This is a genomic window from Nakamurella lactea DSM 19367 (assembly GCF_000426645.1).
GTDB lineage: Bacteria > Actinomycetota > Actinomycetes > Mycobacteriales > Nakamurellaceae > Nakamurella > Nakamurella lactea.
In genome coordinates, this window is sequence record NZ_AUFT01000006.1 from 238,405 (window position 1) to 253,913 (window position 15,509).

At 68.4% G+C, this 15,509-nt stretch carries 13 protein-coding genes; 4 read left to right on the forward strand and 9 right to left on the reverse strand.

Going from position 1 to position 15,509, the window contains the following annotated elements:
• The first annotated feature begins 183 nt into the window (after positions 1-183).
• Both K340_RS34000 and K340_RS0106925 read left to right on the forward strand, forming a co-directional pair.
• Positions 184-2,082 (forward strand): glycoside hydrolase family 15 protein, encoded by a 1,899-nt coding sequence (locus tag K340_RS34000; protein ID WP_051265304.1) that lies wholly within the window; start codon positions 184-186, stop codon positions 2,080-2,082.
• A 23-nt stretch (positions 2,083-2,105) separates the two neighbouring features.
• The gene (locus K340_RS0106925; protein ID WP_029136188.1) at positions 2,106-2,615 is read left to right on the forward strand and encodes a hypothetical protein; all 510 of its coding nucleotides are present in this window, start codon (positions 2,106-2,108) and stop codon (positions 2,613-2,615) included.
• Positions 2,616-2,648: 33 nt separating this feature from the next.
• Here K340_RS0106925 and K340_RS0106930 read toward each other — a convergent pair whose 3' ends face one another.
• The 3 genes from K340_RS0106930 to K340_RS0106940 form a co-directional block, all read right to left on the reverse strand.
• Entirely contained in the window at positions 2,649-3,020 is a 372-nt protein-coding gene (locus K340_RS0106930; RefSeq protein WP_029136189.1) for a cupin domain-containing protein, read from the reverse strand.
• Between the two features lie 85 nt (positions 3,021-3,105).
• On the reverse strand, positions 3,106-3,573 hold the full coding sequence (locus K340_RS0106935; RefSeq protein WP_029136190.1) for a SufE family protein: 468 nt from the start codon (positions 3,571-3,573) through the stop codon (positions 3,106-3,108).
• Positions 3,570-4,466 (reverse strand): sulfurtransferase, encoded by an 897-nt coding sequence (locus K340_RS0106940; RefSeq protein WP_029136191.1) that lies wholly within the window; start codon positions 4,464-4,466, stop codon positions 3,570-3,572. Before K340_RS0106940 ends, K340_RS0106935 begins: the two co-directional genes overlap by 4 nt.
• Positions 4,467-4,611: 145 nt before the next feature.
• Between K340_RS0106940 and K340_RS0106945 the strand changes: the two genes are divergently transcribed.
• Together K340_RS0106945 and K340_RS0106950 are read left to right on the forward strand one after the other, a co-directional pair.
• Positions 4,612-5,223 carry a hypothetical protein gene (locus tag K340_RS0106945; protein ID WP_084614124.1) on the forward strand — a complete coding sequence of 204 codons (612 nt, stop codon included), beginning with the start codon at positions 4,612-4,614 and terminating at the stop codon, positions 5,221-5,223.
• Between the two features lie 186 nt (positions 5,224-5,409).
• The gene (locus K340_RS0106950; protein ID WP_154674120.1) at positions 5,410-8,340 is read left to right on the forward strand and encodes a zinc-binding metallopeptidase family protein; all 2,931 of its coding nucleotides are present in this window, start codon (positions 5,410-5,412) and stop codon (positions 8,338-8,340) included.
• 50 nt (positions 8,341-8,390) lie between these two features.
• Here the strand turns inward: K340_RS0106950 and K340_RS0106955 are convergent, their stop codons facing one another.
• From K340_RS0106955 to nuoL, 6 genes are all read right to left on the reverse strand, one after another.
• Positions 8,391-9,386, reverse strand: coding sequence for a polyprenyl synthetase family protein (locus tag K340_RS0106955; RefSeq protein ID WP_029136194.1), 996 nt, complete (start codon positions 9,384-9,386; stop codon positions 8,391-8,393).
• A gap of 111 nt (positions 9,387-9,497) precedes the next feature.
• Positions 9,498-9,878, reverse strand: coding sequence for a type II toxin-antitoxin system death-on-curing family toxin (locus K340_RS0106960; protein WP_029136195.1), 381 nt, complete (start codon positions 9,876-9,878; stop codon positions 9,498-9,500).
• Positions 9,875-10,078, reverse strand: a complete 204-nt coding sequence (locus K340_RS0106965) for a ribbon-helix-helix protein, CopG family (protein WP_029136196.1) — start codon at positions 10,076-10,078, stop codon at positions 9,875-9,877. The genes K340_RS0106960 and K340_RS0106965 overlap by 4 nt, the downstream gene beginning before the upstream one ends.
• 32 nt (positions 10,079-10,110) lie before the next feature.
• Positions 10,111-11,691, reverse strand: a complete 1,581-nt coding sequence (gene nuoN, locus K340_RS0106970) for an NADH-quinone oxidoreductase subunit NuoN (RefSeq protein ID WP_037363094.1) — start codon at positions 11,689-11,691, stop codon at positions 10,111-10,113.
• Positions 11,688-13,580, reverse strand: a complete 1,893-nt coding sequence (locus K340_RS0106975; protein ID WP_245599485.1) for a complex I subunit 4 family protein — start codon at positions 13,578-13,580, stop codon at positions 11,688-11,690. Before K340_RS0106975 ends, nuoN begins: the two co-directional genes overlap by 4 nt.
• The gene (gene nuoL, locus K340_RS0106980) at positions 13,577-15,475 is read right to left on the reverse strand and encodes an NADH-quinone oxidoreductase subunit L (protein ID WP_029136199.1); all 1,899 of its coding nucleotides are present in this window, start codon (positions 15,473-15,475) and stop codon (positions 13,577-13,579) included. Before nuoL ends, K340_RS0106975 begins: the two co-directional genes overlap by 4 nt.
• Positions 15,476-15,509: the final 34 nt, after the last annotated feature.

The window sequence follows — 15,509 nt, forward strand, 5'->3', positions numbered from 1 at the left end:
CGGCACCGGATCCGGCCCTGCCCAGCCGGACACTGGCCTGGTGACGCTGCGTCACCGCAGAGATGACCCGTCTGCATCTGTGGTTCGCGCACACTCGATCGCTACCGTCCGTACTGCGATTGCCTGTCCATCACCGCTCAACCGAGCCGTATTCCGCGCAGGTTCGCGCACGGAGGCCCCAAGATGCAGACCCTCACCCGCCCGCGGCTGTTGACCGCCCTGCTGGCCGGCGCCCTGCTGATGCCACTGGGCATCATCCCGGCGAACGCCGCCGAACCGGTGTTCACCGGGCAGCCTGAGCACGGCACCGCCCTGTACCGGCTGAACGCCACCAACAACGCCGGGGCCCAGGAGTTCGTCTCCGCCGACGACCATGTGTCGGTGGCGTCCGCATGGCTGGAGAGCCAGGCGGCGGAGGGCAGCATCACTGCGGAGATCCGGACGAACGTCGCCGACCCGGCCAGCACCGTTGCCACCGCGACCCGTGACATCGCAGCGCTCGGCGGTACCGGGTCCGGCTGGGTGGACTTCGACCTGGACGTCGACGTCACCGCCGGCCAGGTCTACTACCTGACGATCCAGGCGCACACCCCGACCGCCGACCGGGTCGCCTGGTACGGCACCAGGGCCGCGGTGCCCGGCGGCCGGAGCAGCTGGAACTACGATCTGGACTACTGGGGCGGCTGGCAGGAGTATCCGGCCAGCATCACCGCATTCTTCATCGATCCCACCGGAGCGCAGGGCTGCGGCACTCCGGGCGCCTGCTATCGGGCCCTGCCGCCATGGCTGGGCCAGGCCTACACGGCCGGGCTGTTCTACAACGGCACCGCCACCGCGGCCATCTCGCCGGCCGACGGCTGGGGCGCCGACTATCTTCCCGGCAGCAATGTGCTGCGGCTGCCGGACGGCAACTGGCGATATCTGCCGGCCGGCGCCACCGAACCGGTCACCGTGCGGGCCGGTGATCGGGGAGCCGTCCGTCAGATCACCGAGTCATGGCGCTGGCTAGCCCAAGGCACCATCCCGGGTCGCACCCTCGAGCAGCGGAGCGTCGCCACCCGGGCCCTGCTGAGCATGCGCGCTCTGCTGCAGCCGAACGGAGCCCTGGCCGCGGCCTGGTACTCCATCTGGAAGTACTCGTGGCCGCGGGACACCAGCTTCGCCGCGGCCGCCTTCGCGGCCACCGGGCACAGCGCCGAGGCCTACCGGATCCTGCAGTTCAACGCCGCCACCCAACGCGCCGACGGCACCTGGGAGGCCAGGACGACGCTGGACGGGGCCGGGCCGCCCGACGGACGGCATTGGCAGCTCGACGCCAACGGCTGGGTGCCGTGGGCCACCTGGCAGTGGTACCAGCACGCACCACGGTCGCATCGCTCGACGCAGCTCGCCGCGCTGTACCCGACCATTCGCAAGGCGGCCGACTACGCGGCAGCCTCGCTGGATGCCGACGGGTTGCCACCGGCCTCGCCCGACTACTGGGAGATCGGCACCAGCACCGCCAACATCGGCACCGCCGCCCCGCTACTCGCCGGCCTGAACGCCTCGGTTGCGCTGGCCCGCGCGCAGCGACATTCCGACGACGCCGAGCGCTGGTCGGCGGCCGCCAGGAAACTGTCCGACGGGATCGCGAACACATTCGCGCCCAACGGGTATCCGCGAACTGCCGACAACCTGCACGGCAGGGACAGCGCCGCGGCGTTCATGGCGCCGCCGTTCAACACCGCCCCGGCCGGCCTGCCGGCCGCCCTGTCCGACACCTGGGACGCGCTGGTCCGCGGCAACGGCGGCGTGGTGCCCGGGAACGACCCGGACCAGAACTGGGGCGATGCCACCTGGACCCCGAGCACCTCGTTCTTCGCGCTCGGCTGGGCGGGCCTGGGCAACCGGAAGCGGGCCACCGAGACGCTCGACTGGGTGATCGACCAGCGCAACTGGCTCGGTGAGCTTCCCGAGATGGTGACCGCCGATGGGCATCCCGGCTCGACCGTCCCACTGGCCTGGACCGGCTCGATCGTGCTGATGACGCTGCTCTCGCTGGACGGCAAGGGACTGGCGGCACCGCCAACTGCGGGCGGCTGAGCCCGGACGATTACCGTTGCCGGGTGGCTGACGAACGGGTGAATGACGAACAGCACCAGCGACTGGCCGAGGCGCAGCGGGCCGCCGCGCCGTGGTGGCGGGCCAGTTGGATCGTCTGTCTGGTGAACGTGGCGCTGGCGATCGTGGTGCTGGTCGTCGTGCTGGTGGTGCTGTTCGATGACGGCACGCTGATCGACCGCAGCGGGTTCCTCACCCTCGGCGCCGCGGTGGTGACGCCCTTCGTCGCCGTCGCGGTCGCTTTGTCGGCGTTGTCCCTGCTGCTGATCGCCAAGAGGCAGACCGGCGGCCCGGTGATCCTGACGGCCTACGGCGTGTTGGTCGGAGCCGTTCTGGCCCAATGGATCCTGGTGCTGCTGGACAAGAACGCCCCGAGCAGCGGCGCGCCGCTGCTGGTGCTGTCGTTCGCGGTCTGCCTGGCCGCGATCGCGGCCGCGGTGGTCGGCGCGGCCACCCTCGGGCGCACCATCCGGGTTGCCAAGGTACGCAACACGATCGGCGTCAGACAGTTCTGACCGCGGCCCGACCGTCTTCCCGTCAGCCCTGAGCTACTGCGCCAACGAGTCGTCGTGATCAGCGGTCAGCGCGCCGCTGGCGTCGCCGGTATTGACCACACCCGCCGGCTCGATCAGCATCGCCCGCACCTGGCCGGAAACGGTCCTCGGGCAGTGCTCGACCCCGCGCGGCACCACGAACAACTGCCCCGGGCCGAGGTGTACCTCGTCGTCGCGCAACTGGATGGTGAGCGCGCCGTCCAGCACCAGGAACAGTTCATCGGTGTCGGGATGGGTGTGCCAGACGAATTCGCCGTCGAGCCGGACCAGCTTGATCTCGTAGTCATTCAGCCTGGCCACCACTTTCGGCGACCAGGTGTCGAAGAATCGACCGAACTTCTCGTCCAGGTCAATCGGCTCCACCATGGACCAACGGTATCCGGGTCCCTGCGAGAACGGGTGGGAAATGACCGCCTACTCGCGGTCGAAATCCCACCTCATCATTGCGCGATCATTGCGCGGCGGTGATCTTCTCCCGCACCTGGCGCTGGATCCGGCCGAGCATGCCGCTCATCCCGCGCAACCGCAACGGGCTGACGGCATCCGCCAGCGACAACCGCATCGGCAGATCGGCCGGAACCGCAAGCACCTCGGCGGCCGTCAGCCCGTCCATCCCCTCCTGAAGGATGCCGGCGAACCCCCGGGTGGTCGGCGCCTCCGGCGGCGCGCTGAAGTACAGGTGCACGGTCGCCCGATCGCCGGCAGCCTGGCTCGTGTCCAGCTCGGTGAGCAGGAAGATCGGCGACTGGCACTCCGGCACCGGCTCGAGCAGCTCCGGATGCTCGGCATACCGGGCAGGCAGCGCCGGCAACTCGCGGCTGAAGTCCAGCAGTAACTGCAGCCGGTCCGGGTTGGTCAAGGCGGCGAAGTCGTCGACGATCTCCTGCAACGAGCCGGGCAGATCGCTGGGTTGCGTCATCCCGGCTGGTCCCCCTTGACGATCGGCACCCGCACCGCGTTGCCCCACTCGGTCCACGATCCGTCGTAATTGCGCACCTTGTCGAACCCGAGCAGATACCGCAGCACGAACCAGGTATGGCTCGACCGCTCGCCGATCCGGCAGTAGGCGATCACGTCGTCGGTGGGCTGCAGGCCCTTCTCGCCGGTGTAGATGGCGCGCAGCTCGGCCGCTGACCGGAAGGTGCCGTCGTCGTTCGCCGCCCGGCTCCACGGCACCGATTGGGCGCCCGGGATGTGCCCGCCGCGCAACGCGCCCTCGTCCGGGTAATCCGGCATGTGGGTGCGCTCGCCGGAGTACTCGGCCGGGCTGCGGACGTCGATCATCGGCCGGCCGATATGTGCGCGAACCTCGGGCAGGAAGGCCCGGAGCCCGGATTCGTCTCGCTCGACGACCGGGTAGTCGGCCCGTTCCGGGGTCGGCACGTCGGTGGTCAGCTCGCGGCCCTCCGCCTGCCACTTGGCCCGGCCGCCGTCCAGCAGCCGGACGTCGGAATGGCCGAACAGGCTGAACACCCACATCGCGTAGGCCGCCCACCAGTTCGACTTGTCGCCGTAGACCACGATCGTGGTGTCCCGGTCGATCCCCTTGCGGGACATCAGCTCTGCGAATGCAGGGGCGTCAACATAGTCGCGGGTCACCGGATCGTTCAGGTCCAGGTGCCAATCGACCTTGACCGAACCGGGGATGTGCCCGGTCTCGTAGAGCAGCACGTCCTCGTCCGACTCCACCACGACCAGTCCGGGGTCGCCGAGGTGATCGGCCAGCCACTGCGTGCTGACCAGGGCCTCCGGGGCCGCGTAGTCGGCGAACTTCGGGTCGCTGTCCAGTGGAACTGTGGTCGGTGATGTCACGGGTCCTCCATCAGAAAACATGCCGGGCGGCCAGGTCTGCCAGGATCAACCGGGCCGTTGCACTCCATGTTCCCACCCGGCCGTTGCCCGGTCGGTGCCGGGCGATTCGGTCGCCACCGAAGCATCCGGGCGGCACAGTTCACCGATGACGAGCCGACGAATGGACCCGCTGCCGTCCGAAGTATTGGAGGACCCCCGGTACACCGTTCCGCACTGCCCGGAGGCCGAACACGGCATCGGCTGGTTGCGCGGCCGGGTGCCGCGGTTCAGCGAGGGCGCCGAGCACACCCGCCGGCGGGCCGTCCTCGAGCGCACCCTGGCCGGGCTCGACGTCCGGCCGGGCGCCGGCGGGCAGCCGCCCGCTGCCTTGCTGGCCGCGATGGGGCTCTCCCGGGAGTTGGTCGGCGAGGTGGCGGCCGCGGCCGCGGCCTATCAGCCGCACACCTCGGACCGAGAACTGACGGCCGCCGCCGACGACGCGGTCGAACGCCTGGTGGTCGCCTGCGGAGATCGCTCGGAACGGACCGCGATGCTGATCTGCATCCTGGTGCAGGCGCATGCCGGGCTGACGGCCGTCGCCGAACAGCGCCGGTCCGGCCGGACCGGACCGCCGATTCCGGTGACCCGGCGGGTGGCTCCCGATGGTCGTGAGGTGCTGGTGGACCTGAGCGAGGCGCCGTTCGGTCGCGGTGCGCACGCCTGTCCAGGCGAGCAATTGGCTGCCGTGTTGGCGGCGACGGAGTCGCCGCAGCGCTGACGGGCGCTGGGCACCAGGGACTGCGCCGGCCCCAATCGTTGCCTGCCGGTGCGCCGCCGGCCACCTCAATTCCTGCCAAAGCTTTCATGGTTCCGGCTTGTTGCGGACCGTCGGTCTGCGCCATCATCCGGACCAGGTACCTGGCGGAAGTTCTTTTGGGTCGCAACGTCGAAAGAGAGCACGTTCATGCGCACTAAGCCGATGGCAATGACGCTGGGCATCACCCTGCTCCTGTCCATGGGGGCGGTGGCCGAGAGTTCCGCGACCAGCAATGCCCCGGAGCGCTTCCAGCCCAGCACCACCTACCCGCTGTCGGTCAACGACGACGAGCGAGAAGTGGTGCACGCCGAGGTCGAGGCGCTGGCCGGGCGCATCAACAGTGCGCGGGTCGGTGACGGGACCTACGACCCGCTCAGCTTGATGGGCGCGATGCTGGACGGGTCGAGCTACGACTCGATCTCGCGAGGCGGCACGGCTGCCACCGCATACCCCTTCCCGGTCAGCAACACCGAAAGTAACCAGTACGAGTACGACCGCAAGGTCGCCAAGCTCGCCTGGGTGGTGAAACTGGCCAAGGACCTGGGCTTCCCGGTGGTCGTCCAACGCCAGGCCGACAAGTACGTCTACGTGGAGATCGGTGACCCGGACGCCCCCGAGATGGTCATGGCGTTGAGCCATCTCGACTCGCCGACGTCGTCGGTCACCGCAGCCCAGCTCGAGCGCTGGCGGGATGCCGACGGCAACCTCGGCACACCGGGGGCGTACCACTCGCCATACATTCAGAACAGCTGGATCTACGGGGCGGGCATCCAGGACGACAGCGGCCCGACGCTGGCGACGCTGCTCGCGGCCAAGGCGCTGCTGGAATCCGGGCTGCCGATGGATCGGCGGGTCCGCATCGTGATGGGAATCTACGAAGACGGTGGCCCCGGCACCCCCACCCCGGCGAACACCGCCACGTTCCAGTCGTTGCCGTACAACACGAATCCGACCTTCTACGACAACTGGGCCTACAAGAATCTCAACCGGGAGGAGATGCCGATCGCGGCCTACACCTCCGACTCGCGATTCCCGGTGATCGTCGGCAACTCCGGCTCCGTCACCCCGTCGGTGTCGATGGACCTGTCCGCAGACGCCGGCAAGGCCTTCCGGCTGACGGACGCCACCGCCGGCGTCACCCTCCGGGACGGAGACCCGACGCTCAAGGACATCGCCTACGGCAGCACCACCCAGATCGCCTCCCGGGCGAGAATCACCCTTGATCTGACGGGGGCGAGCTCCGCCGAGCGTGATCGGTTCGTCGCGGCGATCACCGCGGCGGCGACCGCGAAGGGGTGGCTCCCGACGGCAGCCGGCACCACCGCAAAGGTGCAGACCACGATCGCCGGTGACGCGCTGACCCTCGAGGTCAACACCGACGTGGCCATGGAGATGCCCACCCCGCAGTACGGCAAGAACGCCATCGTGTGGGGCATGTTCCTGATCTCCCACGGACTGGGAGATCTGGGCATCACCGCGTCGGACCTCCAGTTGAAGAAGGCCGCCGAGGGCATCGCGGACCTGTTCTTCACCGGCGGCGTCGAAGGCGAGGCGTACATCGGCAAGTACATGGGGATCCCGGCGAACCTGTTGCGCAACCCGAACAACGGCACCCCGAACCTCACCTTCGCCCTGATGGGTGGCATCCGCACCGAGGAGCCGACGAGCTTCTACACGGACTCCTCCGGCACCCTCAGCATGCCGATGTACGTGCGCAGCATGCACGTCACCGCCGCCGATTCCACCCAGGCGACGACGGCCGTCACCGCCGCATTCCAGGCCAAGGGGTTCACCATCGGCGCCCTCGGCTCGCCCGTCGGGGCCGGCCTGTACGTCACCCACGACAACCCGCTGACGGCTCTTCAGTTCGGGAGTTACCAGGCCACGATGGATCAGGACCCGGACGCGTTCGCGGATCCGTATGCCCTCAGGGACGTGGTGTATCCGCAGGGGACGACCGGCGGCACCCTGGCCAGCAGCTTCCGCAACAAGATGACCGCCTTCGGTGCGGTGATCCCCGGTAACGAACGCTGGTGGCACACCGCCAACGAGCGGATGAAGGTCGACTCGGCCGTGCAGATGACCAAGCTGATGGCCGACGGCATGCTGGAGATGGCCAGGTACTCGGGCCCGGCCGGCGCCAAGCTCATGTGGGCGGACATTCCCGGGCTGAACGCCGACCGGGCGGACCTCGACCTGCTCGACGTCACGATCGGAACCTACAAAGACGCTTCGGAGGAAGTCGACCCGAGCCTGTTGGGCTCCGCGGCCCTGCTCGGCGCCACCTCGTTCAACATCCCGATGTGGAACGCGCGAGGCAACTCGGCCCCGACGGCTGCGGCCTTCGAACTTGGGCACGCACCGGGCGGTGTCTACCTGCCGCTGACCGACCCCGAGTACCTGAACAGCGACTACGTCGCGCCGATGCGGCTCGAGTTCAAGGTGGAGCGACCCGGCCACCTGACGGATGCGGCCTGGGCGAAGTTCGTGAACGGTGGCTACGGCGACTTCCGGTTCAACGTCCTCGTCGACGGAAAGGTCGTGCCCCTGGCCGTCCCCGCGGGGCAACGCGCCGACAAGTACTTCTCCTCGCGCATCTCGGCCAACAACCCCGATGCCATCTACCTGTCGGTCAACCTGGCGATCACCGATGCCCCGTACACGGGGGTGAAGGCCGTGCTCGCGGACTCCAAGACGGACCTGTACACGGTCAACCCCACGTACCTGGCCTCGAACCCGAATCCCTTCCCCGAGCGCGGGGCCATCGAACAACGCGGCTTCTTCGTGCTCGGTGACGGGCTCAAGAACGCCGAGTTCGCCTCGCCCGACGCGGTCTACGTGACGGTCGACAACGCGGTCGTCGATGCCGAGCCTTCCGCGGTCGTGAAGAAGCTGAAGGGCAACACGAACGAGTTGACCATCACGGTGACGGAGACTCACGTCGACGGCAGCGAATCCTCGGTGACCGCCACCTTCACCATCAGCAACAACGCGGCCGGGACCTACCGTGTCGGCGACTACCGGGTCTACGTCGACACCAAGGGCAACACCCAGGTGCGGTCGATCCGGATCGTCTGAGCCAGGGATCGCCGCCCGTTGGACCCGGTCCGCGGCGTCGCGGACCGGGCCTAACGGGTGCGGGCCACCACGAACGGCACCAGCGACCCGAGGGCCTCGACCGCCGGCGACGCCGGCAGCTCGGCCAGCGCGGCGCTGGCGCTGTCGGCGTGGTCGGCCAGCGTCTGCTGGGCCCTCGTCATCCCCGGGGAGTCCCTGAGCAGCGAGACCGCCTCGGCGACCTCCTGGTCGGAGGAGATCGGGCCGGCGACCAGTTCGACCAGCCGCGCGTCCGACGACCGGTCGGCCAGCGTGTACAGCACCGGCAGCGTCGGGACGCCGGCCCGCAGGTCGGTACCCGGCGTCTTACCGGAGTCGGTCGAGGTGAGATCGATGATGTCGTCGGAGATCTGGAAGGCCATCCCGATCGCCCTGCCGTACCGGCGAAGCGCGGCGATCTCCGGCTCGGAGGCCCCGGAGAACATGCCGGCATAGCGGCCACAGGTATCCAGCAGCGCCGCGGTCTTCTCGTTCAGTACCCGCAAGTGGTGCTCGATGGGGTCGTCGTCCGGCCGCGGACCGACGGTCTCCCTGGTCTGCCCGGTGACCAGCTCGGCGAAGGTCTCGGCGATGATCGACACCGCGTCCGGACCGAGCCCGGCGACCAGCCGGGAGGCGTGCGCGAACAGGAAGTCACCGGTCAGGATGGCGATCGAGTTGTCCCAGCGGGCGTTGGCCGACTTCGCGCCCCGCCTGATGTCGGCCTCGTCCATGACGTCGTCGTGGTACAGCGTTGCCAGATGGATCAGCTCGACCACGGCGGCGGCGGTCACCACCCCGTCGGCGTCGGGTTTCGGGCCGATCCCCGCGGCAACGAGGGTGAACAGCGGCCGGAACCGCTTGCCGCCGGCGTGCATCAGGTGCGAGGCCGCCTCGGTGACGAACCCGAACTCGCTGACCACCTCGGACTCCAGCAGTGCCTCCACCCGGAGCAGGCCGGCCGACAGCCGCGCGGTGAGATCCGGGTCCGTCAGCTCGATGCCGGCCAGTTCGACAGGGGCGTTCACCCGGCCAGCCTATCCAACCCGGGAGGCGGGTCTGTCCAGGTCATCCGGCGGCGCCGGGACACCGCCGGGACAAGCCCGCTACGCCTGCCGTAGCGGGTCTGTCCCGCCCGGTCAGGCCCGGCGCGGTTCCGTCCCCACCTCGAGGATCTCGGCGATGGCGCCAACGTCGCGCAACTGCCCGGAGGCGACCGAGATGATCAGGTCGTAGGCCTCGTCGTTCGTCAGCGTCAGTCGATACCCGCTGATTCCGAGGAAGGTGATCGTCGCCGCCAGCGCCAGACGCTTGTTGCCGTCGATCAGGGCGTGATTCATCGCGACGGAGTGCAGGAGCGCGGCCGCCTTCTCGGCCAGCGAGGGATAGGCGTCGGCGCCGAACACGGTGGTCTGTGGCCTGGCCGTCGCCGACCCCAACAGCCCGTGGTCACGCACCAGATCATGTCCGATGACGCGTTCGGCGATGTGCTGGAGGTCGCTGCCGTCCAGATAGATCACTGGCCGAGCCGCTCGAGCGCCTCCGCGTACTTGGGAATCTCCTCCGCGATGACCTGATCGATCAGGTCGGCCTTGCTGTGGCTCTCGATGTACTCCCGAACAGCCTCGCGGGCAACATCCTGCATCGAGCGCGACTCAATTTCCGCACGCCGGCGCAATGCCTCGGTCTCGGACTCGTCCAATCGCAGCGTCATCGCCATGGCTCGATGATACCAAATGTGATACCGCGCGCTCAGGACAGGAACGGCACCGTCACCGTCAGCGCGTCCAGCGCCCAGCCCGGGACGATACCCAGCACCAGGGTGAGCACCCCGCAGGCACCGATCACCACGGCCGTGAGGGCGCCGGGCACCGCGACGTACGGCGCGTTGTCGCCGGAGGTGGGCTCGGAGAAGTACATCAGCACGATGATCCGCAGGTAGAAGAATGCGGTGATAGCGGTGGCGATCATCGCGATCACCACCAGCGCGCCCATCCCGGCGTTCATCGCGGCGGCGAACACCGCCAGCTTGCCGATGAACCCGCTGGTGAGCGGGATACCGGCGAAGGACAACAGGAACAGGCTCATCACCGCGGCCAGCACCGGCGAGCGTTTGGCCAGGCCGGCCCAGTCGGACAGGTGGGTGGCCTCGCCGTCACCGCGGCGGACGACCGTGAGAACGGCGAACGCACCGATCGTCGCCAGCCCGTAGGTGACCAGGTAGAACATGGTGCCGGAGGCGCCCTTCTCGGAGACCGCCATCACGCCCAGCAACAGGAAACCGGCATGGGCCACCGACGAGTAGGCGAGCATCCGCTTCATGTCCGTCTGGGTGATGCCGATGATCGAGCCGATCGCCATCGACAGGATGGCCACCGCCCAGAGCACCGGCCGCCAGGTCTGGACCATCGGCTCCAACGCGACCATCATCACCCGCAGCATCGCGGCGAACGCCGCGGCCTTGGTGCAGGCCGCCATGAACGCCGTGACCGGGGTCGGCGCGCCCTGGTAGACGTCCGGCGTCCACAGGTGGAACGGGCCGGTCGAGCTCTTGAACAGCAGCCCGACGACCAGCAGCGCGATGCCGGCCAGCAGCAACACATCCGAGCCGGCCGCGGCACTCGCCGCCGCGCGAATCCCGGAGAAACTGATGGTGCCCGCGTAGCCGTACAGCAACGCGATGCCGTAGAGCAGGATCGCCGAGGTGAACGCGCCGAGCAGGAAGTATTTGACCGCCGCCTCCTGGCTGATCAACCGGCGGCGCCTGGCCATCCCGGCCATCAGGTACAGCGGCAGGCTCAGCACCTCGAGCGCGATGAACAGCGTCAGCAGGTTCGATGCCGCCGGGAACACCAGCATCCCGCCGACGGCGAACAGGGTCAGCGGGAAGACCTCGGTCTGCATCGGCAGTGCGGTGGCGGTGGCCGTCCGGTCCCGCACCGAGCCGACCCTGGCCGCGGCCTGCGCGACGATCGCGCCGCCGGGCTCGGCGACCCGGTCGGCCATCAGCAGCACCGAGGCCAGCGCCAGCACCAGCACCACGCCCCACATCACATAGCTGGCGCGATCGACCGCGATCGAGCCGGCGAAGGTCACCGCATAGTGCTTGTCGACGGCGCCGATGACGGTGAAGACACCAGCAACGACCACCGACCCGATGGTCACGACCAGCTGACCGGCGTAGCGGGATCCCTTCGGCAGCACGGCTTCCACCAAAACGCCGAGGCAGGCGCCGCCGAGCACGATGAGGATCGGCAGGACGGCCCTGAGGTCGACCGTCGGCGCCGCGATGGCGTTCGCCGGCGCGGTCACTGCGAGCAGGTGCTGGATCATCGACCGGCCTCCGGGATCGAGAACGACGGATCGACATGACCGCTGTCGATCACTGTGCGGACCGCGGTCGGGTTGATGACATCCAACACCGGCTTCGGGTACACACCGAGCAAGATGATGAGCGCGGCCAGCGGGCTGAGCACCAGCAGCTCGCGTTTGGACAGGTCTCCGAACAGCGCCTTCACCCGCGGCTTCGGGTGCTGGGTCTGCTGGTCGGCCGCCGCGGTGATCGTGTCGGCTCCCAGCTTGACGGTCTGCGCGTTCGGGTCGACGGCCGGAACGCCGTGCGGGTCCGTACGCGCCTCGGTCAGGGTCGCCGACGGGGCACTCACTGCCCAGGCGTCGTCGGACGGGGCTGACGAAACCCCTTCCCCGGCAGCCGCTCCGCCACCGAGGAGAATCGGCCCGGTGGTCGCATCCGAGTCGGGGCCGAGGGCACCGTCCGGAACTGCGCCGCCGTCACCGACCACCGCTCGGCCACGCACCGGTCCGGTGAACACCTGCTGGAACACCCAGAGCATGTAGACCGCGGCCAGGATGATCCCGGTGGTCGCGATGATCGCCCACACCGGTTGGGTGCGGAACGATCCGATCAGCACCAGGAACTCCGAGACGAACGAGTTGGTGCCGGGCACCGCGATGGTGGCGAACGAGGCGATCAGGAACAGCCCGCCGAGCAACGGAGCGACCTTCCAGACGCCGCCGTAGTCGGAGATCAGCCGGGATCCGCCGCGGGCGGTGAGCATCCCGACCACCAGGAACAGCAGGCCGGTGGCCAGGCCGTGGTTCACCATGTAGAACACCGCCCCGGACACCGCCTGGGTGGTGAACACGAAGCAGCCCAACGCGATGAAGCCGAAGTGCGCGATCGAGGTGTAGGTGACGAAGCGCTTCAGGTCCGTCTGGCCGGCGGCCACGATCGCTCCGTAGATGATGCCGATCACCGCCAACAGGATGATCAACCAGGCCAGTTTGGCCGAGGCCAGCGGCAACAGCGGCAGACAGATCCGCAGGAATCCGAAGGTGCCGACCTTGTCAAGTACCCCGACCAGCAGGGTGCCGGCGCCGATCGGCGCCTCGGCGCCGGCGTCGGGCAGCCAGGTGTGCAGCGGCACCAGCGGCGCCTTGATCGCGAACGCGATGGCGAACCCGCCGAAGATCCACAGTTGGGTGGACAACGGGATCTGATGGGCGATCGCCCGCAACTCGGCGAAGTCGAGAGTGCCGCCCTCCGGCCGGATGTCGGCGGAGGCCACGTACAGCCCGATCACGCTGGCCAGCATCAACAGACCGCCGAGCAGCGAGTACAGGAAGAACTTGGTGGCCGCGTACGCCCTGCGCACCCCGCCGTACGCCCCGACCAGGAAGTACATCGGGATCAGCATCACTTCGAACATCACGTAGAACAGGAACACGTCGGTCGCGGCGAAGACGCCGATCATCGCGCCCTCGAGGGCCAGCAGCAGCCCGAAGTAGCCGGCAACGCTGCGACCGGCCGGCAGCTTCTCCTCCCAGCAGGCGCCGAGCACGATCGGCACCAGCAGGGTGATCAGCGCGATCATCACCAGTGAAATGCCGTCGACACCCAGCGAGAACCTGATCCCGAACGACGGGATCCAGTCGGCCGAGAAGGTCTGGGAGAACAGCGGACTGAACGAGTCCGGCGGCGCAGCGGTCGGGTTCGGCAGCCCGGCGTACGGGTTGGTCAGATCCTTCTTGGCCGCGATCCAGAGGAACACCGCCAGCACCAACGGGATCAACGCGAACACCAGGGCGATCAACTTCGCGGTGCGTTCGGCCAGGTTCTTGCAGAACATCATCGCCACGGCGCCGATCAACGGCACGCCGATCAGCAGCAGCAGCAAGGGGTTGTTTCCTGTCGCGTTCACGCGTACCTCACCACTAGCAGGGCGAGGACCAGGAGCAGCGTCCCGGCCATCATCGACAACGCATAGGACCGGACGTACCCGTTCTGCCAGCGGCGCCAGATCCCGGACAGCCCGCCGAGTCCGGCCGCTACACCGTTCACCGCGCCGTCGACACCCCGGCCGTCGGCGAAAACCGCCATCCTGGTGGCCCAGATGCCGGGCCGGGCGAACAAGGCCTCGTTGATGGCGTCGCCGCCGACGTCGGCGCGCGCCAGCGCGACCACCGGGTTCACCCTGGCCGGGGCGATCACCGGCACCGGACGCCGGCCGACGTACAGCCAGGCGATCAGTACGCCGAGCGCCACCAGCAGCAGCGTCAGCAGGGTGATGACGACGGTCGGCATCGGCAGTTCGGGCTCGTGGAACGAGCCGACCGACGGCGCGAGGTAGTCGACCAGCCGGTGCCCGACGGCCAGGTAGCCACCGGCGCCGAGGGCGCCGATCGCCAGCAGGATCATCGGGACCGTCATCACCGCGGGCGACTCGTGCGGGTGATACTCCCTACCGTCCGCCGACCGCAGCTGCTTCCAGCGCGGGTCGCCGAGGAAGGTCATGATCATCAGCCGGGTCATGTAGAACGCGGTGATGCCGGCGCCGATCAGCGCTGCCAGACCGAAGATCCAGCCCTTCGCCCCGCCGGCCCCGAAGGCCGCCTCGATGATCAGATCCTTGGAGAAGTATCCGGACAGGAACGGGAATCCGATGATCGCCAGATAGCCGCAGGTCATCACGGCGAAGGTGATCGGCAGCCGGCGGGCCAGCCCACCCATCCGGCGCATGTCGACGTCGTCGTTCATCGCGTGCATCACGCTGCCGGCACCGAGGAACAGCGCCGCCTTGAAGAAGCCGTGGGTCAGCAGGTGCATGATCGCCAGGCCGTAGGCACCGGTGCCGAGACCGACCGCCAGGAACATGTAACCGATCTGCGAGACCGTCGAGTAGGCAAGGACTTTCTTGATGTCGTCCTTCGCGCAACCGGCGATGCAGCCGACCAACAGGGTGACGGCGCCGACGATGCAGACCACCAGCTGCCCGTCGGGCGTCAGATTGAAGATGTCGCTGCACCGAGCGATCAGATAGACGCCGGCCGTCACCATCGTGGCGGCGTGGATCAGTGCCGACACCGGCGTCGGACCCTCCATCGCGTCCGGCAACCAGGCCTGCAGCGGCACCTGACCGGACTTGCCGCAGGCTCCGAGCAACAGCAGCAGGCCGATCGCCGTCACGGTGCCTGGCGAGTTGGCCGCCACCTCGGGCATCGCCGCGAAAACCTTGTCGAAGTCGGTGCTGCCGGTCTCCTTGAAGATCAACAGGATCGCCAGCACCAGCCCGACGTCGCCGACCCGGTTCATGATGAACGCCTTCTTGGCCGCGGTGGCCGCCGAGCGGCGGTCGGACCAGAACCCGATCAGCAGGTACGAGGCGACGCCGACGCCTTCCCAGCCGGCGTACAGCGACACGAAGCTGTCGCCCAGGACCAGCAGCAGCATGGCCGCGACGAAAAGGTTCATGTACGCGAAGAACTTCCGGCGCTCGCCGTCGTGCGCCATGTAGCCGATCGAATAGATGTGGATCAGCGACCCGACACCGGTGATCAGCAGTACGAAGGTCAGCGACAACGGGTCCAGATGCAGCCCGAGCCCGATCCGCAGGTCCGCGACCCCGATCCAGTCGAACAGCTGGACGTGGGTGCTGCCCGATGAGTCCAGGAACAGCAGCAGGCCGACGACGAAGGCGGCAAGGACGGCCACGCAACCGATCAGGTGGCCGATCTTGTCCAAGGCGCGGCCACCGATCAGCAGGATCAGCGCACCGGCTATCGGCAGTGCCAGCAGCAGCCAGGCAATGGAAGTCACGAATTCGCTCCTGTGCTCAGGTCCGGTTTGCTCA